Genomic DNA, 22,030 nt, shown 5'->3' on the forward strand with positions numbered 1-22,030 from the left:
GTTTAGCGCTATTTTAATTCTGAGTTTTTAAGCGTAGCTGGTATAGCGCTGGTTAGTGGGTGCTGTTTAGCAACGAATAGGTTTATGCCGTGTTTATCTAAAAGAGCTCTAAAGTTTAATATTGATGGGCCTTTAGCTATCACTTTTATCTGTTTAAGCTTAGTAATAGCCAACACCCCCTGCAACTGTAAATCGTAGCTTTCTTGTTGTAATACTCGTTTACTGAAGGTGGAGCTAAGGAGTAAATAATCACACTCTATTTCAGTCACCAAATTAAGCTCGCATTTGTCTTTTGCGAAATTGTTTAAGCCAATCGAATGACCGAGTTTTTTAAGCTGTTTTAAGTTCTCTAATTGCTGTGCACTGGCATAACGCAGCTCCTGCTCATCAAACAACAAGCAAAGCTGTTCATTGTTTACCGGTTGTTTTAGTGTCGCTTTTAGTAAAGAAAATTCATGCTCTTCTAACAGTAAACTGGAGCAAGGCAATAGCGCAACGGCTATCTCTGCATTTTGTGCTTGTTGGTAAGCTTGTTGGATGAGTTGTAGTTCAACTTTGGTATGTTGTTCTTTATCATTCGCAAATTTCTTTAAAATATCAAAACTGGTAAAGCCAAGGACTGGGTGTTCACCAAAAGCCTCAAATAACGATGCACTCTGATAATGCTCATCCAAGGTGATAATATCTGAGCTACGAAACGTCATAGGCAATACATCAAGGTGATGCAATGTTTGTGACTCATGTTGCAACATAGGCTCAGTGAGCAGTGGATGAAATAACTCAAAGCGGTTTTTACCAGAATTTTTAGCATAATACATAGCAGCATCGGCGTCGCGAATGATTTCATCGGTATGTTTATAGCTTTGCTTTGAATAGGTTATCCCAATACTGGCGCCACTTTGTACACACACGCCTTTAGTACAAAACGGCTTTTGCATAATTTTTATAATGCGATTGGCAACATCTTCTGCCTGATTTGGCTCAGTTAAATGGGTTAGTAATACTACAAACTCATCTCCGCCTAGACGGGCTAATAAGTCATGCTCACGAATACATTGTGAGAATAGTTTACTAACACTAATTAAAAACTCATCGCCGGCATGATGCCCGAGCTGATCATTGATATCTTTAAACTTATCAAGATCAATAAACAATACAGCAAAGTGCTCATTTGGATTGCGTTGATAATATTGCAGGGTTTTTTCTAGTTGAGTTAAAAATAAATTCCGATTTGGTAAGCCTGTTAGTGAGTCATGGTGAGCATCGTGATAAAGCTGTTGTTCTATTTTTTTACGTTCATCAATTTGCATTTGCAAATGTAAATTTGCTTGGCTCAATTCTTTAGTTTTTTCATTAACTCGTGAGGCAAGTTCTTGGTGGCTCTTTTTTAGTGCCTGTGAAGCTAATTTTGTTTGTAATACCGTGGCAATTTGATGCGATACAAAGGTGATTAGCTCTGCATCATCATGTGTAAAAAGGTGTTCATTATTATAAGCTTGGCAAACAATTAACCCTATAACGCCTTGCGAAGTTTTTAGCGGAGCGCCTAGCCAGCTGGTGGCTCTCTTGGATTCATCAATTGGTTTTTCACGCTCTACAATGCCACTATTTAATAACTCTTGTGCTCTTTTCGGATGAATTATTTGTGTTTCTTCGGTGCTTATAACCAGTTCACTGTAGCCTTTTGCAAAGCGCCGTGGTTGAGTGCTGCCTTGGAATTCATCAACACTGTAGGGAAAACTGATCCAACCTGATTCTTTATCATACAAGGCAATATAAAGGTTTTTTGCGTAAGTAATGGTTTTTATTATTTCGTGTATTTGAAAATAAGCATCATCTAAATTTTTGGCTTGGGTTGTCAGCTCTGAAATTTTGAATAATATTTGCTGGCGTTGCAGGGCACCTTTTCGCTGTTGTATTTCAACATTTAAAGCGTCATTACTTTGCGTTAATGCTCGGGTTCTTAATTTTACTTCTGATTCGAGTAACTCTCGTTTTTTAACCCGTTCAATTGCGGTGGCTAAATAGAGTGACATGGCCTCAAGCAGGTTTATTTGTTGAGAACTGTAACCTTGTTCTGTGTCGTAACTTTGCGCGGCTAACACACCAATAATGTTTCTTTCTTGATAAACGGGAACGCCTACCCAGTGTTCTGCAGGTGTACCCAATGCTTTAAATAAGCCTTTCTGGGCAGCATCATGCATTTGCTGTTTGGTAAAGTAAGTGGTTTTCCCTTGCTTGAAGACATAACCCGTTGCGCCTTCTTCAAAATTATTATCTCGATTAAGTGGTACTGCAATGCCATCTTTTTCATCAGAAAAATAAGATAATTCTAACTGTTGTGATTGGGGATCAACCAGCACCACATAAAAGCTTTTACTCGGAACATACTTTTGTAAAATGTCATGAATAGCAGGGTAAAGTAAGGTTAGCTCGGCAACAGTACTTGCTTGCTCTGATAATTGTATCAGGGCATTGTGGAGGTGGTAGGCATGTTTGTACTTTTTTAATAGTGCTTTTAGTCGTTTATTTTGGCGCACTACGCTATTAGGTACAATAAGTTTATCTTCCAATGATGTTTAACCAGTTATAATTTTTTGTATAGTTATTAATCATTATAGTTCCACTTTTAACATTTTGCGTCAAGTAGATATTTTTCTTAATTATGTAGCTAAAACTCATGAATTAGAAACAAAAAAGGCTTACTAAAACGTAAACCTTTTATTTAAAGCATTTTGACTTGGCTAATTTTAGTTAGCGGTCATGAAATCGATTGCTGCGCTTATTTCATCATCAGAACAATCCATACACGTTCCACGCGGTGGCATGGCATTAAAGCCATTGATCGCATGATCTAATAAGGTGTCTTTTCCTTTAGCGATACGAGGAGCCCAATCGTCAGCTGATTTAGGAGCGCCTAAAGCACCTGTGCCGTGACAAGCAAAACAGGCTGCTTGATATACTTGCTCGCCTGAACGAGGACCTGTTGGTGCAGCAACCGCTACTTTCTCACCTTCAAGGTAAACAGCACCAATAGGCGCTAAACGTTTTTTAATTGCATCTTCAGTCATAGAGTTATCATATGGCTGTGCGTATGCGGTGGTTGCTAGCACAAGTAATGCTGCAGCTGATAGTTTTTTCATTTTGCCTTGCCCACTTCAATTTGAACGTGATCAATCACGATTTTAAATGACGGAATTTAGACCAATTATAACTCCACTCAGTGATTTATAAAATGCTCAGAGTCGATTTTATTTATAAATACGACTAATGATTGTCTTAACTCAATAAATTACCTAAATAAAACGGGATCATTAGACATCTAAATGCGATCAGAACCCTAATAATTAGCTAATGGCCAATACGTTACGTACTAGTTTTTCGATTCCTGCATCGGCATCCATAATTGATTGTGCCAACATATAAGCAGGTGTTGTAACCAGCTTATTATTTTTATCAATAACAATATCATCCACTTTACACTCAATATGCTCAGCGCCTAATGTGGTTAAAGCATCGGCCGTGTCGCTATCATTACCAATAGTGAGCTGTGGTTTATTATAAATGAATGGCAATAAAGCGGGTGCAATACACATATAACCGGTGGCTTTATTTGCTTTTGCAAATGCTTTACAAGCGCTCAGTACTTCGTCATTTACTTTCGCGTTAGTGCCATTAATAGCAAAGTCAGATAAGTTTTTAGCTACACCAAAGCCGCCGGGAATAATTAAAGCGTCAAATTGTGTAATGTCTAATTCAGCGAGTGACTTTATATTGCCACGGGTGATTCGAGCCGATTCCACTAATACATTACGCGACTCTGCCATTTCTTCACCAGTAATGTGATTAAGAGTATGGTACTGCGTAATATCGGGCGCAAAACACTGATATTTCGCGTTGTTTTTTTCAATGTGTAATAAAGTAAGCACTACTTCATTAATTTCACTGCCATCAAATACGCCACAACCTGCTAAAATTACCGCTATATTTTTCATATTATTTTGCTCCATTGAAGTCATTTTAATAAAGTTTAACACGACGAATCAGCCTATCTAAAAATTTATTTGCTGGTTTTTTAGCCGCAAAGTAAGTTGTTATGCGCTATATGCCATTTGATAACTAGTAAGGGTAAAAAAAATTATAAAGGATCGCTATGATCTTTGATCCATTATGCTAGAATGCTCATCCAGTTATTTAAATGGACGTAAATAATCAAAGTGGGTTACAACACCAGTAACGGTTTAAATGCCTTTTCCACATTGATAGAAGAATAATAAAAAAGAACCTCGAATTATCTTTTTTTAAACAAAACAATAAATTACAAACTAATCTAAGCATTTTGCTATGTTTCGGATGGATAGTTTGTGGGTGTTATCTACATAGTTATCCACAAGTTGCTAAAAATGTAGCGCTCTTAATCACATTAATTCACAGTCGTTTTATTTACTGCCTTATGGCATGCTTATACTTATATTACTTTTTTGTATTTAGGATCCAATTTTACCATGGCTCAGATCCCCGAAAACCCGCTTGTTCTTGTTGATGGCTCTTCATATTTGTTTCGTGCTTATCATTCGCCACCTCATTTAACTAATTCTAAAGGTGAAGCCACCGGCGCTATTTATGGCGTGGTAAACATGCTGAAAAGTTTGATCAAACAATACGATCCTTCACATATGGTGGTGGTATTTGATGCCAAAGGTAAAACTTTTAGAAATGACATGTACAGCGAATATAAAGCGAATCGTCCACCAATGCCTGATGATCTGCGAACCCAAATAGCGCCGCTGCACAGCATTATCAAAGCGATGGGTTTTCCATTAATTAGTATTGAAGGTGTAGAAGCCGATGACGTGATTGGTACATTTGCACGTATTGCTTCTGAGCAACAACGCCATGTACTGGTATCAACTGGTGATAAAGATATGGCGCAGTTGGTTAATGAGCATGTCACTTTGATCAATACCATGACTGATAGTATTTCAGATCCCGACACTGTGGTTGAAAAGTTTGGTGTTGGGCCTGAACTTATTATCGATTATTTAGCCTTAATGGGCGATAAAGTAGATAATATTCCTGGTGTTGAAGGGTGCGGGCCTAAAACTGCGGTTAAATGGTTACAAAAGTACGGATCGCTTCAGGGCGTAATTGATAATGCTGCTGATATCAAAGGTAAAATAGGTGAAAAGCTTGCAAAAGCGATTGATCATTTACCATTGAGCTATGAACTTGCCACTATTAAGTGTGATGTGGAGGTTGAATCTGATCTTGATACTTTTAAATTGCAAACACCGAATAAAGACGAATTAATTGCCTTATACGGTGAGTGTGAATTCCGTCGCTGGCTAGCTGAATTACTAGACAATCCAAAAGATGCTGACACACATTTAGCGGTCCCAACCCAAGAGAATGAGTTGCCAAAAGTTGAAGATGCGCACTATGAAACGATTTTAACTGAGGCCCAATTTAATACATTGATAGAGCAGCTCAATGAAGCTGAGCTATTTGCTTTTGATACTGAAACAACCAGTTTAGAGTATATGAAAGCGCAGTTGGTAGGGATGAGTTTCGCAGTAAAAGCAGGGGAAGCCGCCTACTTACCGGTTGCACATGATTACCCAGGTGCGCCTGAACAGCTAAGCCTTGAATTTGTGATGCAAAAGCTTGGGCCAATATTAGCTGACGAAAATAAAGCTAAAGTTGGTCAAAATTTAAAATACGATAAAAGTGTGCTTGCCAATGCTGGCTATGAATTAAATGGTATTAAGTTTGATACTATGTTGGAGTCTTATGTTTTTAACAGCGTAGGTACTCGTCATGATATGGACTCATTAGCACTTAAATATTTAGGCCACAAAAATATTAGCTTTGAAGACATTGCTGGTAAAGGTAAAAAGCAGCTCACGTTCAATCAAATCGAACTTGAAAAAGCGGCGCCTTATGCCGCAGAAGATGCCGATATTACTTTGCGTTTACACCAAGTACTATGGCCGAAACTTGAAGCGGATGAAAAGCTTAAATCAGTGTTTGAAAATATAGAAATGCCACTAGTAAGCGTTATTTCTGACATTGAGCGCACCGGTGTTGCTATCGACAGCAATATGTTGGCCACGCATAGCCAACGCTTAGGTGAACGATTACTTGAGCTTGAAAAAGAAGCGTTTGAAATCGCAGGCGAACCGTTTAACTTAAGCTCGCCAAAGCAATTACAAGTACTGTTATTTGAAAAGCTAGAATTGCCCGTTATCAAAAAAACACCCAAAGGCGCGCCTTCTACAGCAGAAGAAGTACTGCAAGAATTAGCACACGATTACCCATTGCCTAAAGTGATTATTGAGCATCGCGGTTTATCTAAGCTTAAATCAACTTACACAGATAAATTGCCACTGATCGTGAATGAGCAAACCAAGCGTGTGCATACTTCTTATCATCAAGCGGTAACAGCAACGGGTCGATTAAGTTCAAGCGATCCTAACCTACAAAATATTCCTATTCGTTCAGAAGAAGGGCGCCGTATTCGTGAAGCCTTTATTGCTGCTGATGGATATAAAATTGTGGCGGCCGATTACAGCCAAATAGAGCTGCGTATTATGGCGCATCTTTCACAAGATAAAGGGTTGCTCAATGCCTTTGCAAATGGCTTAGATGTGCATAGCGCTACAGCTGCTGAGGTATTTGGAGTTGAGCTTGAAGAGGTTACATCTGATATGCGCCGTAAAGCTAAAGCCGTTAACTTTGGCTTAATTTATGGCATGTCGGCATTTGGTCTGGCACGTCAACTTGATGTACCACGCCATGAAGCGCAGCATTATATTGATAAATATTTTGAGCGTTTCCCAGGTGTTTTAGAATACATGGAAACGACCCGTGAAAAAGCAGCAGAAAATGGTTACGTAGAAACTATTTTTGGCCGCCGTTTACATTTACCAGAAATAAATGCCCGCAATGGAGCACGCCGCAAAGGCGCTGAGCGCGCAGCAATTAATGCCCCTATGCAGGGCACTGCTGCCGATATTATTAAAAAAGCCATGTTAACAGTACATGCATGGGTCAACCAGCAAGCGCCTAATACGGTTAAGCTACTTATGCAGGTACACGATGAATTGGTATTTGAGATTAAAACAGAGTGCACTGAGCAATACACTCAGCAAATTTGTGAGCTGATGTCACAAGCGGCACAGCTAGATGTACCACTTATAGTTGAAGCTGACGAAGGTGATAACTGGGAACAAGCGCACTAATTTGGTATGCCAAGGATGCCTTGTCTTAGGTAAACACAACAGTTAAAAAGAATTATTTAAAAGCGCCAATAGGCGCTTTTCTTTTAGCTTGCAGGTTAAAAAAAAGTTAAATTAAACAGCAGTTTGTATTAAATCGTTAGAGGTTCGTCAATTCGCTTCGAATATCGATAATATGCTTGTATTTTTACGCTTGCTTTTGGTAAAGTGCCGCCCGTCCTCATCCTGTAGGACATCCTGTTGATGATGCATCGTAAGATGCAACGTATTGATAGCTTCTCCCCAGTTTGCTATATCGGCCTATCATATATTTGATGGGCCGTTTTTTTATAGCTTTACTCCAAAGCGTTAAATTTATTCTCTAATTGCACTTAGCGTTTCAAGTGATACCATCAGTTTACTGTGCGTTTTCTTTTTAACTCAGCGTACTAGTGATTTTTAATTTGACTGATCAAAGTATTATTTTTTCGGGTATAAATCTTTTATTTTAGGAGTGCATTATGTTTAAAACGTTAGCTGTAGCAGGTTTATCTTTATCATGTTTACTAGTTTCAGGTGTTGCATCGGCAAACTGGCAGTTACTCAACGATAAAAGCCAATTAAGTTTTGTCTCAATTAAAAAAAATAGCATTGCTGAGGCAAGCCATTTTACTCAGTTATCAGGGCAATTGAGTGAGCAAGGTCAGTTTAGCGTAAATGTTGATTTAACCTCAGCTGAAACGTTTATTCCTATTCGTAACGAGCGCCTAAGCAAAATTTTGTTTGAATCTGACACTTTTGCAAATGCAGTATTAACCGCTGACTTATCTGATAAATTGTCACTTATTAAGCAGCCTGGGCAGTACGTATTAAAAGGTGTTAGCGCCGAGCTAGACTTTCACGGTCATAAAAAGCCACTTACAGTTGATGTACTTGTTAGTAGTGCGGAAAACGGGGATTTAAGCGTTGCATCATTTACACCTATCATTATTAATAGCGATGACTTTAAAGTCACCGAAGGGATAATGCAGTTACAAAAACTAGCCGGCTTACCTTCGATTGCTACTGCGGTACCGGTTACTTTTGCACTGACCTTTAAAAAACAGTGATTTCTCTGAACGAACTTAGTAAGCAACTAAGCGAGCCAAGTAAACCTTTTGAACAATGGCAGCCTGCTCATTGCGGGCAATTGCCACTGCTGATTGACGAGCAAGGTAAATGGTTTTATGCGGGTAGTGAAATTACCCGCCAAGCCATGATAAAACTGTTTGCTAGTGTGTTGTGCCGCGAAGATGGACAGTTTTATTTAAAAACGCCAGTAGAGAAAATTGCGATTGAGGCTAAGGATGCGCCATTTATTATTGTAAGTTGGCATCGTGAGTCGACCTCTGATGGCGATGTTATTTGTTGTATTGATAATCTACAGCGTACCTGGCTACTAAGTCGTGCTGAGCCGCTATATATTAATAATTACAAAGGCGCTGCAGTGCCTTATATGCAATTACCCTATGGTTGTTTTGCGCGAGTTGCCAGAAATGTGTTTTATCAGTGGGCTGAAATAGCCGAAACTGATGAGCTCGGCTATTTTATTACCTCCGCGAATGAGCGGTTTTATTTAGGGTAATTACTCTTTGTCAGCAGGTGGAATTGCTACGATTGGACCTAAGTACCACTCATCTAACTTTTTAGCGACTTCTGGTAAGCCTGTGCCTTTAAGTGATGAAAATGCATGAACTGTTATATCGCCATCTAATTCACTCAATTCACGACGAACACTAAGTACCTGTGATTTACGTGGACCTTGCTTGAGCTTATCTGCTTTAGTTAATAGTGCCAATACTGGAATTTCACTACCTACAGCCCAATTAATTAAATCACGGTCTAAATCTTTTAATGGGTGACGAATATCCATCAACACCACAATACCTTTTAAGCTTTGACGTTTTTGTAGGTATTCGCCTAGCGACTTTTGCCATTTCTTTTTCATTTCAATTGGCACTTTCGCAAAGCCATAACCTGGTAAGTCAATTAGGCGCATGTCATCTACATCGGCAAGTTCAAATGTGTTGATCAGCTGAGTACGGCCAGGTGTTTTACTAGTACGTGCTAACTTTTGATCGGTAAGGGCATTAAGCGCACTTGATTTACCTGCATTTGAGCGACCGGCAAACGCGACTTCAATTCCCGTATCAGCAGGTAATTTAGTGATGTCTGGCGCGCTTGTAACAAAAGACGCAGTGTTATACTTGATACGAGATTTGAGCACAGGCTCTCCTAAAACTAAAAAAAATAACATTGGGTAAACCAAATTCACCCGTGGCGCGTATTTTATACTATAAAGTAGCTATTAAAAAGTGTATTTGAGCATGTAAAACCGTTGCTGATGGTACATTTTAACTGGCTTAGCGATTAATTTTACTCAAAACCCTATAATTTATAGGTTTAATGTGTGTAGAAAACGTGCCAGAGAATTTAATATCGTGTAGAATATAAAAATCACAACATCCATATTGTAGATGATACAGGGTCGGAAACAGAGAATTCACCATGAAAAAAATAGCACTATCTTTAACTATATTGCTTGGTGCGTTGTCAGCAAGCAACGCAACAGCATTTGATGGCGATGTAAACGCAGGTAAAGAAAAATCAGCAACGTGTGCGGCTTGTCACGGCCCAGACGGTAATGCGCCGGTTAACATCTACCCAAAAATTGCAGGGCAACACGCAGATTACATATATAAGCAACTTACTGAATTTAAATTAGGTATGACTTCGGGCGGTAAAGAAGGTCGAATGAATGCAGTAATGAGCGGTATGGCAATGCCATTGAGCGATCAAGATATGAAAGACTTGTCTGCTTACTTTGCTTCTTTGAACATGTCTGAAGGTGCTACACCTAAAGATATTCAAGAAACAGGCGCCATGTTGTACAAAGCGGGTGACGCTGAACGCGGAATTCCATCATGTGCAGCTTGTCATGGTCCACGTGGTAATGGCTCTTCATTAGCTAAATTCCCAAAAATTTCTTTTCAACATCCTGAATACATCAAGTCACAACTTGAACAGTTCAGAGATGGCACTCGTAATAACGACCTAAATGGTGTTATGCAAGATATTGCTCAGAAATTAACAGATAAAGACATTGAAACACTATCTAAATACCTTGGCGGTCTACACTAAAGTCGTATTTATTTAGATATTGTTAACATAATACAATGTTAAGTAGACAAAAAGCAGCCTTGGCTGCTTTTTTTGTTTCTGCAATGACCGATAAAGCCCCTTTACTTGTAAGACATTGACCATACTATATTGTAAGAAAAGTCTCATTTTATTTTTGTTTTTCAATTTAACTTATTGTAATTTATGATTTTTAACGTCTTTTGTTATGTTTTACATAAGAAAAAAGATATAAATTAGTTGTAACAAAATTATTAACGAGTAAATTAACCCCTGTCGCAACAATAATAACAAATAGGAAAACGTTATAAGGATCGTAGCGCGGCACGACTGAATAGCACATTGAGAGTGCTACTAAAGGAAATAACAAAAAAGTGTCAGGAAAGACCGAAAATAATAAAAACTCATGGAAGTTTAATAATAAAAACAAAATGGAATGCTACACGGAAGATAAATAATAATAATACGGATAAAGAAATAATAATAAAAATAATAAAGACTAAAAAGTCGAAGGGAGAAGTGTCCATATAATGGCGCTCAGATTAGCAGGCGGTAGAGATGTTTTCTCTACCGCCTTTTTATTTGTCCTGTTACAATACCCCCCGTTTAAAAAAAGCATCTAAATATGCTTTGGCGTATATAGAGAAACCCAACCTCTAAAACGCAAACCGAATTCTTCTGGCTAGGCCAGCATCGCGATGCCCATTGAGTTGCGCCTCGCTCAAAACCTCTTAAGTGAGACGATCAAGATATGAGTAGAAAGAAAAAGTCACGTAAAATTCCATCAAATGGACCCGTTCGTTTAAGCCAAGATAAGCTTAAAGAAATGCGTGCATTGAAAGAGCAACGTGTAAAGAAAACCAAAGGCGCTAAGCCTGGTTCACGTAATGCACCTGATGCATTGAGTAATGACACTCAAAAAACAGGTTCGGCTGCTAAAGACAAACGTGTTGGTAGTAAAAAAGCAGTACCATTAGTTGCCCCAGCCGCTGAACCAAAAGTCGAAATGAAACGTACCCTTAAGCCTGTAGCAGAGCTTAAAAAGGCGATTGAGCCTGAGTTAACGCCTGAGCAAGAATTAGAGGCGCTTGAAAATGATGAGCGCTTGCTTAAATTAGTTGAGCGTCATGAGCAAGGTGAAATGCTAACGGGTAAAGATGCTAAATACTTTAATAGCCGTATAGCGCGTCACCAAGTGCTGTGTAAGTTATTAGGCATTGAAGATGAAGAAGAATTTGAAGATGACTTCAGTGATGAAGAAAGTAATTCAGATTTTGATCAATACCTATCAAACGACCTAGCTAATGAATGGCTAGATGACGACGAAGATAAGTAATAAGGATACGCAATGAGTACAGCAGTGATCTTAGCCTTAGTTGTAGGTGCTGCTATTATAGCGGGCTTGGCATTTTATGCGGGTCAGTTGCTCTACAAGCTAAGTGTGCAAAAAAAGCTAATTAGCAAACAACAGGCAGAGCAACAGCAAAAACTTAAGCAGTCGCGTTTAAAACGTAATGCAAAGCTAGCCGATAGTATTCATTTAATTGCACGTGCGATGAATGAAAAGCAATGTGATTACTCTGAGGGCTGTTTACGTATTTGGGTGCTGATGTCGCAATATAGTTTTGATACTGAGCGTGACTTAACAACTGCATACCCAGGCATTTATAAAATGTACGACGTGGTAAAAGAAATGCCAACTCACGATTCGCGCAAAAAGTACGCTAAAAAAGAAATTTTTAAGCAAGATACCGCACGCTGGCGCGCAGAAGAATCACTGAGTGATGAAATTGAAGCTGACTGTAAAAAAATTATTGTTGAGTTTAAAGCAGCCCAAGGCAGCGAAAACGTGGTTTTTAACTAGCACTTAAATTTTACAGCATAAAAAAGCAGACCTAGGTCTGCTTTTTTTATGCGCGCTATTTTTTAAATTATATAACCCGTGAGAAGCGAGTGGCATTTATTTGTTTTTGTAAGTGCGCATCAAAGCACATACAAATAATACGAATAAATAAATTCCCTTTTGGTGTTACGCTAATTAGGTTGTTTTCTATTGTTACCATTTCATCGGCAATTAATGGTGTGAGTGCCTCTAAGGCATCTTTAAAGTAGTCATTAAAGCTGATTTTATGTCTGTTCGCGAATACGCTCATATCAAGCTCAAACTGGCAAATAAGTTGTTTAATTGCATCCGCTCGAATAAGGTCATCTTGGGTTAAATGCATGCCTTTATTAATGGCACTGCCTGCTTGCTCATCGATTGTTTGGTAATAGTGTTTTAGCTCTTTCTTATTTTGTAGTATGGCTGTGCCTATTTGCGATATTGACGAGACCCCTAAGCCTAGTAAATCACATTCTCCATGGGTAGTGTAACCTTGAAAGTTACGATGCAGTTGGCCGCTATTTTGAGCAATAGCCAATTCATTATCAACTTTTGCAAAGTGATCCATACCTATAAATTGATAGCCCGCCTGTGTCATTTGCTCTAGGGTATTTTTGAACATAGTGAGCTTATTATGGGCACTGGGTAAATCAGCATCTTTTATTTTACGTTGAGCGGCAAAACGATCAGGTAAATGAGCGTAGTTAAATACTGAAACACGGTCGGGGTCTAAAGCAATCAGTTGCTCAATAGTTTGCTTAAAACTCTCAGGTGTTTGTAATGGCAGTCCATAAATCATATCTGCATTAATTGATTTAAAGCCTAATTGTTTTGCTTGGGTAATTAACTGCTTTACCTCATCAACATGTTGAGGGCGGTTAACAGCTAGCTGAACTTGATCATTAAAATCTTGAATACCAAATGACACACGATTAAATCCCATCTCGCTTAAGTCAATCAGCATATTGTCAGCCAGTGAGCGAGGGTCTATTTCTATACCGCGCTCACAGGTATCGCTAAAGTTAAAGTGTTGCTCTAGTAGCTTTACTAAGCGAGTCATTTGGGCTGCGGTCAAAAAGGTTGGAGTACCGCCTCCTAAATGTAATTGCTCAACCCGATAGTCTTGAAATAGCGGCGCTTGTGCCACGATTTCTTTAGCTAAAAAATCTAGGTAGGTATCAGCTTTAGATTGATGGCGAGTAATGACTTTATTACAGCCACAGTAATAGCAAAGCTGGCTACAAAAAGGAATGTGAATATATAAAGACAAAGCACGGGTTTGCGATGATTCAATAGCGCTAATCAAATCTTGTTGCTGATAGCCGTCGGCTAACGAAAGTGCAGTCGGGTAAGACGTGTAACGCGGGCCCGATACATTGTATTTGTTTATTAAAGTTTGATCCCATTGAGGAAGTTTAATCATCACACGCACCTTATCTTTTAAGTTGCTGCGTATTGTAAAAAAGGAAAGGGGAAGGGGTTTTGATCTACAACAAAAAAAGGTGCCGTAGCACCTTTTTAGTATGTAACGTGGCTGCGTTACATTATGGCGTCTTTTAAATACTGAAATAGCTCTTTGTAGCCTCTCGCAGGCTTTTCTGCTTTTACTTCTTTGGCCGCATTACGCACCAGTTGGCGCATTTTTTGGCGCTCAAGAGCTGGGTATTGTTCAATTGTTTCGTTGATTAAGTCATCGCCTTGCTCAATTAAATCACTGCGCAGCTGCTCAATCTTTTTGATCATAACCTCTGCTTGGTTATTTTTATTAAGCATTACATCAATGATCGCTTTAATTTCTTCAATGTTTTCTACTGTACGAAGGGTTTTTGCTATGTAATTTAAGTGGCGGCGGTATGCATCACTTTTATTACTAATTTTATCGGCAACAACCATTGCTTCTTTTAAGTCATCATTAAGCGGTAAGCGTTCGCGCTGCTTTTTACCCATTTTGGCAATTTCAGACCCTAACTGATGAAACTCTTGCGCTTCGCGCTTAAGTTCACTTTTTGATACATATATAATTTCTTCTTCAATTTCAGCAGGCTTGCCTTTTTTCTTCGCCATGGGGTGCTCTTAAGTAAAAATAACTTTGTCTATTATACGCGATTCTTTTAGTGATTAATATTAGCTGATGTGGTGCAGTGAGTGTGTTAGCATTTAAATATAAAAAATGTGTGCAACATGGCCTTCAGGGCTCAGGACAGAATTTATGAAAAGCCAACACCAAGATCCAATTTATTCGCAAATTTCTCAAGTAAAAGATGCCGTTTCTGAAGTACTCGAACATGCAAAAAAACTAGGCGCTACTGCTGCAGAAGCTGCTATGTCGAGCACATCAGGGCTGTCGGTAAGTACGCGCATGGGCGAGGTAGAAACCATTGAGTTTAATCAAGACGGTGGTTTAGGTATTAGCGTGTATGTTGGTAATAACAAAGGCTCCGCCTCTACGGCTGACTTAAATCCAAAAACATTGCGATCTGTGGTCGAAAAAGCCATAGATATTGCTAAATTCACCTCAGATGATCCGTGTAATGGTATTGCTGATAAAGAATTACTTGAGTTTTCGCCTAAAGATTTAGATTTATTTCATCCTTGGGATGTAAGTCCTGAGCAAGGGATTGATTTATGTCATGCTGCTGAGCAAGCCGCATTAAATGCGGATGAGCGAATTGTGAATTCTGATGGTGCTAGCTTTTCTTCACACCAAGGGCTGCGAGTGTATGGCAATAGTCATGGTTTAATTGCAGGCTACCCAAGAACACGCCATAGCATAAGCACTATGGTAATAGGCAAAGAGGGCGAGCATATGCAGCGCGACTCAGCCTACACAATTTCCCGCGATCAAGCAGGGCTAAAAGATGCTGCAAGTGTTGGGCTTGAAGCCGCTGCAGAAACCCTAGCTAAACTAAACAGTCAAAAACTAGGTACCATGAAAGTGCCGGTTATTTTTAGAGCCGATATTGCTAACTCATTGTTTGGCCATTTAGTGTCTGCAATCGGCGGTGGCGCACTGTATCGTAAATCCAGTTTTTTACTGGATAGCTTAGGTACACAAGTGTTCAGCAAAACCGTTAATATTTCAGAGCGCCCACACTTATTAAAAGGGTTAGCATCATCACCTTTTGATAGCGAAGGGGTTAAAACTCTAGACAGAGAAATAATACACGGTGGTGAATTGCAAACATATTTATTAGCGAGCTACGCAGCGCGTAAAATGAATATGACGCCAACAGGCCATGCCGGTGGTATTCATAACTGGTTGGTTGAGCAAACCCATCAGGACTTAGCTACACTATTGAAAACCATGGGCACGGGTTTGTTAGTCACTGAACTTATGGGGCAGGGTGTAAATACCGTGACTGGTGACTACTCTCGTGGTGCAGCTGGTTTTTGGGTTGAAAATGGTGAAATACAGTACCCAGTAAGTGAAATAACTATTGCTGGTAACTTAAGAGATATGTTTAAAGGTATTTCAGCTATTGGTGGCGATATAGAGCGACGTGGTGGTATTCAAACGGGCTCAGTGCTGATTGAGCAAATGCAAATTGCGGGTGCTTAATACCCATCCACAATAATACTTAATTCAGCGAATTGGTATACACCCACTTTGTTTGCTTAAATTAAGCTTAATTTAAGCAAACTTTCCTTTGAGGTTTTTAAGGTGTGATATGGCTAAAGATAGATATGCGCCAAAACCATTAACCGACATTATGGCCGGGCTAAACAACCGTTTAGCAGCCTATGCGGGAAAAAGCCAAGCATTGGATACACAGCAACAGCTGTTACGCGATTTTTTAGGGCCTAAGCTAGGCGATAAATGTCGAGTAAGTAATTATCGTGACGGCACATTGATGATAGAAGCTGTTTCAGCTCCTATTGCTCTTAGGCTTAATTATTTAAAAATGGATATGCAGTCTCATTTTAGAGCCGCAGGTATGGCAGAGCTTGGGCAAATAAAAATTACCGCCAATCCACAAGCAACCCAACGATTAAGTAATCGTCCTAAAGCGACAGATAGCCAAGCGACTAACTCTCTTAAAATGAGTGAGCAAACGGCTGATTATTTGAATGCGATCGCAGATTCTGCTCCTCCTTCATTAAAAGAAAAGCTGCAGCGCTTAGCTTTACATGGCAAAAGTAAGCCCTAGCTAGCCCTCACACTAGGCTCTTTTTCACGCTTTGAACAAACGCAAAATACTTTGTTACATATTCGATTTCATTGTTATTTAAATCAGGTTTATTATGCTTAGCTAGTGCTTCCTAAATTAGGTTGTAGCTGATGCGTATTTCATTAAGCAGGTAATAGACTGCATCCTATTGTTGTTTTTTTGAGTTATCAAATCTTAATGAAATGCGTATTTATTCTAATTAATATACGGAATTCTTATGAAAAAAATAACAATGACTGCCGCCAGTATTGCATTGGCGTTAGGTTTGGTTGGCTGCGGCGAAAAGCCACAACAAATGAAAGCAGAATCAACCACAGTAACTGCACCGGTGGCGGCTCCTGGTGCGCTAGGTGTTGATTTACAAAATATGGATAAAAGTGTTCGTGCACAGGATGATTTTTATTACCATGTTAATGGTCAATGGTTAGCAAAAACTGAGATTCCAGGTGACAAGTCTAACTATGGGTCGTTCTCACAGTTATATGATGAATCGCAAAAAGCAATGAAAACAGTGCTTGAAAACGCCAGTGCTAATAGTAGTGCAAAACCAGGTTCAGATGAATATAAGATTGGTGCATTTTATTCTAGCTATATGGCTGAAAATGCTCGTGAAGAGTTAGGTATTTTGCCACTTGAGCCAGCTATTAAAAGCATTGATACAGTGAAAGATAAAGCCGCGTTGGTCACACTGATGGCACAGCTACAAGTTAAAGGTGGCGATCTTCCTTTTGGCTGGTATGTTAATAATGACGCTAAAAACTCAAGTGAAAATGCGCTTTATGCCTATCAAGCGGGACTTGGTTTACCTGACCGCGACTACTATTTAAAAGATGATGAAAAATTCACAAAAATTCGCGCGGCTTATCAAACGTATATCACCGATATTTTAGCTAAAGCTGGCGTTAATAATGCCGCTGATGCAGCCAAAGCGATATTAGCACTTGAAACGACACTTGCTGATGCACAGTGGAGCCGAGTGCAAAGCCGTGATGCAACTAAGTCATACAATAAAATGACGGTAGCTGAAGCTAACTCGCTAATGGGTGAGTTTGATTTAAATGCCTATTTCGAAGCAGTTGGCGTTGATGCTCAAGAGTTAATTGTGCGCCAACCAAGTTACTTTGAAAAATTTGCAGAGATTTTCAACAATACTGACTTAGCTGTTTGGCAAAACTATTTAAAATTCCATTTTGTTAGTAATTACGCGCAGCTACTTAATAAAGATTTAGTGGATTTGAAGTTTAATTTTTACAGCACCACGTTGCGTGGTGTTGAAGAGCAAGCACCACTTTGGAAGCAAGCCGTTGATGCATCAAACAGTGTACTGGGTGAAATTTTAGGTAAAGTCTACGTTAAAGAAAACTTCCCGCCAGAAGCAAAAGCACGTATGGAAGAGTTAGTTGATAATGTGATTAAAGGCTATTCAGTGGCAATTGAAAACCTTGAGTGGATGAGCCCTGAAACAAAAGTGGCGGCGCAAGAAAAACTCAATAAGTTTACCCCTAAAATTGGTTACCCAGATAAATGGAAAGATTACTCAGATTTAGCGATTAACCCTGATGAACTGGTAGGTAACTATATTCGCTACAGTGAATGGGCTTATGCAGATATGATTGCTAAATTAGGTAAGCCAGTTGATCGATCTGAGTGGCATATGACTCCACAAACAGTGAATGCTTACTACAATCCAGTGAATAACGAAATAGTATTCCCTGCGGCGATTCTGCAGCCTCCTTTCTTTAATTTAGAAGCGGATGATGCTGTTAACTATGGTGCTATTGGTGCGGTTATTGGCCATGAGTTAGGCCATGGCTTTGACGACCAAGGGGCAAAATACGACGGTGATGGCAATTTACGTAATTGGTGGAGCGAGTCAGACCTTAAGCAGTTTGAACAGCGAAGTGCTGCCCTAGTTGCACAGTATAATCAATATAAACCGTTTGAAGATGCCAGCGTTAATGGTGAGCTGACACTGGGTGAAAACATTGGTGATTTAGGCGGCTTAACCGTCGCTTATAAAGCGTATCAGTTATCGCTAGGTGATTCGAAAGCGCCCATTATTGAAGGTTATACGGGTGACCAACGCTTCTTTATGGGATGGTCGCAAATTTGGCGTCGTAAATACCGTGATGAGGCATTACGTAATCGTTTAATGACCGATTCACATTCACCGAGTCATTATCGCGTAATTGGTATTTTGTCGAACATGCCAGAATTTTACCAAGCGTTTGATGTTAAAGAGGGCGATAAAATGTATATCAAGCCTGAAGATCGCGTAAAAATTTGGTAATTTGAGCTTAAACTAATCGCAAAATAAAAAGCCAGTGAGCATGATGCTCACTGGCTTTTTAGTTACTTATATACCTGATGATAAAACTAGCTATATTTCGTTTTTATGGCGCTGATTATCTCAACATTAGCAGCAGGAAAATCATAGTTATCAAGTTCGTCTATGCTGACCCATTCGCTTGGTTGTCCTTCTGCGCCATGAGCTTGACCATTAAAGTTACTGACCACATGCACATTAAGTCGTACGCATTTATCGCCATAGTCATGCTCTATAATGATAAGTTCGCTTGAACTATGAATAGTCAGCCCTACTTCTTCTAGCAGTTCACGTTTTAGGGCTTGAAATACACTTTCTCCAGCTTCAACTTTGCCACCAGGAAACTCCCATAGCCCACCTTGATGTTGCTCATCTGCACGTTTACAAATAAACAAATTGTTATTTTTTTTAATTACACCCACAGCAACATTGATGATTACTTTAGTCATTACCTCTCCCTTAAATAGCATAAAAAAAGCGACGCAAGCGTCGCTTTTTATCTAACGTAACAAAGTGGTGTTATTTTAATTTACCACAACATTGTTTGTATTTTTGGCCTGAACCACATGGACATGGATCGTTACGGCCAACTTTTGGCTCGCTACGTGCCATAACCTGAGCGCTTTGCGGTGCTTCACCACCTACGTGCTCTGCTTCTTCATGTTGATATTCGCGAGGGGCATTTTCACTTTTACGGTGTTGCTCTTCTACTTTTTCAACATCTTCTTCAGCGCGAACTTGCACTTTACTTAAAATACCGACCACATCGACTTTTAAGTTTTCTAGCATTTCAGAGAACAATTCAAACGACTCACGTTTGTATTCTTGCTTAGGATTCTTTTGTGCATAACCACGTAAGTGAATACCTTGGCGTAAGTGATCCATTGCAGCAAGATGGTCTTTCCAATGTTGGTCAAGACTTTGAAGCATAATAGCTTTTTCAAACTGACGCAGTACAGAATCGCCGACCATTTCTTCTTTTTGCTTGTAGGCTTGTTCAACCGCTTCTTCAATACGCTCACGAAGTTTTTCTTCGTACAGTTTATTGTCATCAGCTAACCACTGAGTAATTGGTAACTCAATTAGGAAATCTTGCTTTAAGCGTTCTTCAAGTCCTGGGATATCCCACATCTCGGCTAAGCTTTGTGGGGCAATGTATTGATCAATTACACCAGCGAGTACATCACCACGGATAGCGGTAATTGTTTCTGAAATATCACCCTCTTCCAGCAATTCATTACGTTGAGAGTAAACAACACGACGTTGGTCGTTTGCTACATCATCGTACTCAAGTAGCTGTTTACGCACATCAAAGTTACGTGCTTCTACTTTACGCTGAGCATTTTCGATTGCGCGGTTAACCCATGGGTGTTCAATCGCTTCGCCGCGTTGCATACCTAGTTTACGCATCATGTTAGTCATGCGCTCACCAGCAAAAATACGCATTAACGCATCATCCATCGATAGGTAGAAACGGCTTGAACCAGCATCACCTTGACGGCCAGAACGACCACGTAATTGGTTATCAATACGACGTGATTCATGACGCTCTGTACCAATAATGTGCAAACCACCGGCATCGATTACCGCATCATGGCGAATTTTCCATGCTGCTTTTATTTCAGCAATTTGTTCGTCAGTTGGGTTCTCAAGTTTTTCAACTTCGCTGTTCCAGTTACCACCAAGTACAATATCGGTACCACGACCGGCCATGTTGGTGGCAATGGTGACTGTGCCTGGTAAGCCCGCATCAGAAACAATGTCTGCTTCTTGTGCGTGGAATTTAGCATTAAGTACGTTGTGCTTAATTTTTTCTTTGCGTAAAAACTGCGACAAGTACTCAGAGCTTTCAATTGAGATAGTACCTACAAGTACTGGCTGACCACGTTCTTGACAGTCTTTAATGTCTGCTAAAATGGCTTCGTACTTTTCTTCTTGCGTTAGGTACACCAAATCTGCGCGATCATCACGGATCATTGGCTTATTGGTTGGCATAACAACTGTGTCTAAACCGTAGATAGACTGAAACTCAAACGCTTCTGTATCGGCTGTGCCTGTCATACCTGCTAGCGTTTCGTACAAGCGGAAGTAATTTTGGAACGTAATAGAAGCTAACGTTTGGTTCTCGTTTTGAATTTTCACACCTTCTTTTGCTTCTACAGCTTGGTGTAAACCTTCTGACCAACGGCGTCCTTCCATAGAGCGACCTGTGTGCTCATCAATAATGATAACTTCGTTTTCTTTAATAACGTAGTCAACATCTTTTTGGTAAAGCTTGTGCGCACGAAGAGCTGCATAAACGTGACTGAGTAGCGTGATGCTCGCTGCTGAGTACAGTGAATCACCTTCTTCAATTAAGCCGCGCTCTGTAAGTAGCTCTTCAACTTTTATTTGCCCACGCTCAGTTAGGTGAACTTGCTTAGATTTTTCATCGATAGTGAAATCGCCATCACCTTCAATCCCTTCCTCATCTTCTTTTTCTTGTAGTTCAAGTAAAGGAACAATGGTATTTATTTCAGTGTAAAGCTCTGAGCTGTCTTCAGCTGGGCCTGAAATAATAAGCGGCGTTCGCGCTTCATCAATTAGGATTGAATCCACTTCATCCACTACGGCATAAAATAATGGGCGTTGAACGCGCTCTTCAATGCTAAATGCCATGTTGTCACGTAGGTAGTCAAAACCAAACTCGTTATTGGTACCGTAAGTGATGTCAGCTGCATAAGCTTGTTTTTTCTGTTGTGGCATCATGCCCGGAACATTACAACCAACGGTTAAGCCTAAAAACTCAAATAGTGGACGGTTGGTTTCAGCATCACGCTTAGCCAAGTAGTCATTTACGGTAATGACATGAACGCCTTTACCTGTTAAGCCATTTAAATATGCTGGAAGTGTCGCGGTTAGGGTTTTACCTTCACCAGTACGCATTTCTGCAATACGGCCTTGTTGTAAAACCATACCACCTAATAATTGCACGTCGAAGTGACGCATACCGTTTACACGCTTTGACGCCTCACGTACCACAGCAAATGCTTCTGGTAGAATATCGCTTAGGCTTTGTCCGTTATCGTAACGTTCTCTAAACTCAGCTGTTTTAGCTTTTAAATCTTCATCTGAAAGCGCTTCTAGTTGCGTTTCAAGTGCATTGATCAGTGCGACCGTCTTTCTTAGGTTTTTAATAGTGCGGTCATTGCGACTACCAAAAATCTTGGTAAATAAATTAGATATCATGATAAAACCGTTACAATGTGTTTTTTTGCTA

17 protein-coding genes are annotated in these 22,030 nt (G+C 39.7%); 9 read left to right on the forward strand and 8 right to left on the reverse strand.

Annotated features, from left to right (window positions below):
• Positions 1-8 precede the first annotated feature (8 nt).
• From ACNSN3_RS00695 to elbB, 3 genes are all read right to left on the reverse strand, one after another.
• Positions 9-2,573 carry a diguanylate cyclase domain-containing protein gene (locus ACNSN3_RS00695; RefSeq protein WP_418608149.1) on the reverse strand — a complete coding sequence of 855 codons (2,565 nt, stop codon included), beginning with the start codon at positions 2,571-2,573 and terminating at the stop codon, positions 9-11.
• A gap of 177 nt (positions 2,574-2,750) precedes the next feature.
• The gene (locus ACNSN3_RS00700) at positions 2,751-3,143 is read right to left on the reverse strand and encodes a c-type cytochrome (RefSeq protein WP_008112730.1); all 393 of its coding nucleotides are present in this window, start codon (positions 3,141-3,143) and stop codon (positions 2,751-2,753) included.
• 204 nt (positions 3,144-3,347) lie between these two features.
• On the reverse strand, positions 3,348-3,995 hold the full coding sequence (elbB, locus tag ACNSN3_RS00705; protein WP_010390362.1) for an isoprenoid biosynthesis glyoxalase ElbB: 648 nt from the start codon (positions 3,993-3,995) through the stop codon (positions 3,348-3,350).
• Positions 3,996-4,505: 510 nt separating this feature from the next.
• Here elbB and polA point away from each other — a divergent pair.
• From polA to ACNSN3_RS00720, 3 genes are all read left to right on the forward strand, one after another.
• On the forward strand, positions 4,506-7,241 hold the full coding sequence (gene polA / locus ACNSN3_RS00710; RefSeq protein WP_418608152.1) for a DNA polymerase I: 2,736 nt from the start codon (positions 4,506-4,508) through the stop codon (positions 7,239-7,241).
• 497 nt (positions 7,242-7,738) lie between these two features.
• Positions 7,739-8,326 carry a YceI family protein gene (locus tag ACNSN3_RS00715; protein ID WP_418608154.1) on the forward strand — a complete coding sequence of 196 codons (588 nt, stop codon included), beginning with the start codon at positions 7,739-7,741 and terminating at the stop codon, positions 8,324-8,326.
• On the forward strand, positions 8,323-8,841 hold the full coding sequence (locus tag ACNSN3_RS00720; protein ID WP_138622899.1) for a DUF1285 domain-containing protein: 519 nt from the start codon (positions 8,323-8,325) through the stop codon (positions 8,839-8,841). The genes ACNSN3_RS00715 and ACNSN3_RS00720 overlap by 4 nt, the downstream gene beginning before the upstream one ends.
• Here the strand turns inward: ACNSN3_RS00720 and yihA are convergent, their stop codons facing one another.
• Entirely contained in the window at positions 8,842-9,483 is a 642-nt protein-coding gene (gene yihA / locus ACNSN3_RS00725; protein WP_418608156.1) for a ribosome biogenesis GTP-binding protein YihA/YsxC, read from the reverse strand. It lies immediately after the preceding gene.
• 281 nt (positions 9,484-9,764) lie between these two features.
• On the opposite strand from yihA, the gene ACNSN3_RS00730 reads away from it, so the two are divergent.
• The 3 genes from ACNSN3_RS00730 (at position 9,765) to ACNSN3_RS00740 (ending at position 12,258) form a co-directional block, all read left to right on the forward strand.
• Positions 9,765-10,397 (forward strand): c-type cytochrome, encoded by a 633-nt coding sequence (locus ACNSN3_RS00730; RefSeq protein WP_418608159.1) that lies wholly within the window; start codon positions 9,765-9,767, stop codon positions 10,395-10,397.
• A gap of 748 nt (positions 10,398-11,145) precedes the next feature.
• Positions 11,146-11,730 (forward strand): Der GTPase-activating protein YihI, encoded by a 585-nt coding sequence (yihI, locus tag ACNSN3_RS00735; protein WP_418608161.1) that lies wholly within the window; start codon positions 11,146-11,148, stop codon positions 11,728-11,730.
• A gap of 12 nt (positions 11,731-11,742) precedes the next feature.
• Entirely contained in the window at positions 11,743-12,258 is a 516-nt protein-coding gene (locus tag ACNSN3_RS00740) for a DUF2489 domain-containing protein (protein ID WP_075169499.1), read from the forward strand.
• 67 nt (positions 12,259-12,325) lie between these two features.
• Here the strand turns inward: ACNSN3_RS00740 and hemN are convergent, their stop codons facing one another.
• Together hemN and yjgA are read right to left on the reverse strand one after the other, a co-directional pair.
• Positions 12,326-13,699, reverse strand: coding sequence for an oxygen-independent coproporphyrinogen III oxidase (hemN, locus tag ACNSN3_RS00745; RefSeq protein ID WP_418608163.1), 1,374 nt, complete (start codon positions 13,697-13,699; stop codon positions 12,326-12,328).
• A 116-nt stretch (positions 13,700-13,815) separates the two neighbouring features.
• Positions 13,816-14,340: a ribosome biogenesis factor YjgA gene (gene yjgA / locus ACNSN3_RS00750; protein WP_010390384.1), complete on the reverse strand. Its 525-nt coding sequence runs from the start codon at positions 14,338-14,340 to the stop codon at positions 13,816-13,818.
• A 145-nt stretch (positions 14,341-14,485) separates the two neighbouring features.
• Here yjgA and pmbA point away from each other — a divergent pair, with 145 nt between their 5' ends.
• The 3 genes from pmbA to ACNSN3_RS00765 all read left to right on the forward strand — a co-directional run bounded on the left by pmbA (position 14,486) and on the right by ACNSN3_RS00765 (position 18,735).
• Positions 14,486-15,835 carry a metalloprotease PmbA gene (gene pmbA / locus ACNSN3_RS00755; protein ID WP_138569778.1) on the forward strand — a complete coding sequence of 450 codons (1,350 nt, stop codon included), beginning with the start codon at positions 14,486-14,488 and terminating at the stop codon, positions 15,833-15,835.
• A gap of 109 nt (positions 15,836-15,944) precedes the next feature.
• Entirely contained in the window at positions 15,945-16,424 is a 480-nt protein-coding gene (locus ACNSN3_RS00760) for a DUF721 domain-containing protein (protein ID WP_054202561.1), read from the forward strand.
• A gap of 238 nt (positions 16,425-16,662) precedes the next feature.
• Positions 16,663-18,735 carry a M13 family metallopeptidase gene (locus ACNSN3_RS00765; RefSeq protein ID WP_010390389.1) on the forward strand — a complete coding sequence of 691 codons (2,073 nt, stop codon included), beginning with the start codon at positions 16,663-16,665 and terminating at the stop codon, positions 18,733-18,735.
• Between the two features lie 86 nt (positions 18,736-18,821).
• On the opposite strand, the gene mutT is transcribed toward ACNSN3_RS00765, so the two are convergent.
• Together mutT and secA are read right to left on the reverse strand one after the other, a co-directional pair.
• The gene (gene mutT, locus ACNSN3_RS00770) at positions 18,822-19,220 is read right to left on the reverse strand and encodes an 8-oxo-dGTP diphosphatase MutT (RefSeq protein ID WP_010390390.1); all 399 of its coding nucleotides are present in this window, start codon (positions 19,218-19,220) and stop codon (positions 18,822-18,824) included.
• 70 nt (positions 19,221-19,290) lie between these two features.
• The gene (gene secA, locus ACNSN3_RS00775) at positions 19,291-21,999 is read right to left on the reverse strand and encodes a preprotein translocase subunit SecA (RefSeq protein WP_418608167.1); all 2,709 of its coding nucleotides are present in this window, start codon (positions 21,997-21,999) and stop codon (positions 19,291-19,293) included.
• Positions 22,000-22,030: the final 31 nt, after the last annotated feature.

Origin of the sequence: Pseudoalteromonas sp. US3C1004 (assembly GCF_048401065.1) — a bacterium.
In the GTDB taxonomy this organism is placed as follows: Bacteria; Pseudomonadota; Gammaproteobacteria; order Enterobacterales; family Alteromonadaceae; genus Pseudoalteromonas; species Pseudoalteromonas undina.

What these genes read in the sequence shown, in the direction of transcription:
- secA (WP_418608167.1), bottom strand. Translation starts at nt 21,999, where the DNA reads ATGATATCTAATTTATTTACCAAGATTTTTGGTAGTCGCAATGACCGC.
- ACNSN3_RS00715 (WP_418608154.1), top strand. Translation starts at nt 7,739, where the DNA reads ATGTTTAAAACGTTAGCTGTAGCAGGTTTATCTTTATCATGTTTACTA.
- ACNSN3_RS00760 (WP_054202561.1), top strand. Translation starts at nt 15,945, where the DNA reads ATGGCTAAAGATAGATATGCGCCAAAACCATTAACCGACATTATGGCC.
- elbB (WP_010390362.1), bottom strand. Translation starts at nt 3,995, where the DNA reads ATGAAAAATATAGCGGTAATTTTAGCAGGTTGTGGCGTATTTGATGGC.
- polA (WP_418608152.1), top strand. Translation starts at nt 4,506, where the DNA reads ATGGCTCAGATCCCCGAAAACCCGCTTGTTCTTGTTGATGGCTCTTCA.
- ACNSN3_RS00765 (WP_010390389.1), top strand. Translation starts at nt 16,663, where the DNA reads ATGAAAAAAATAACAATGACTGCCGCCAGTATTGCATTGGCGTTAGGT.
- yjgA (WP_010390384.1), bottom strand. Translation starts at nt 14,340, where the DNA reads ATGGCGAAGAAAAAAGGCAAGCCTGCTGAAATTGAAGAAGAAATTATA.
- ACNSN3_RS00700 (WP_008112730.1), bottom strand. Translation starts at nt 3,143, where the DNA reads ATGAAAAAACTATCAGCTGCAGCATTACTTGTGCTAGCAACCACCGCA.
- yihI (WP_418608161.1), top strand. Translation starts at nt 11,146, where the DNA reads ATGAGTAGAAAGAAAAAGTCACGTAAAATTCCATCAAATGGACCCGTT.
- hemN (WP_418608163.1), bottom strand. Translation starts at nt 13,699, where the DNA reads ATGATTAAACTTCCTCAATGGGATCAAACTTTAATAAACAAATACAAT.
- pmbA (WP_138569778.1), top strand. Translation starts at nt 14,486, where the DNA reads ATGAAAAGCCAACACCAAGATCCAATTTATTCGCAAATTTCTCAAGTA.
- mutT (WP_010390390.1), bottom strand. Translation starts at nt 19,220, where the DNA reads ATGACTAAAGTAATCATCAATGTTGCTGTGGGTGTAATTAAAAAAAAT.
- ACNSN3_RS00740 (WP_075169499.1), top strand. Translation starts at nt 11,743, where the DNA reads ATGAGTACAGCAGTGATCTTAGCCTTAGTTGTAGGTGCTGCTATTATA.
- ACNSN3_RS00730 (WP_418608159.1), top strand. Translation starts at nt 9,765, where the DNA reads ATGAAAAAAATAGCACTATCTTTAACTATATTGCTTGGTGCGTTGTCA.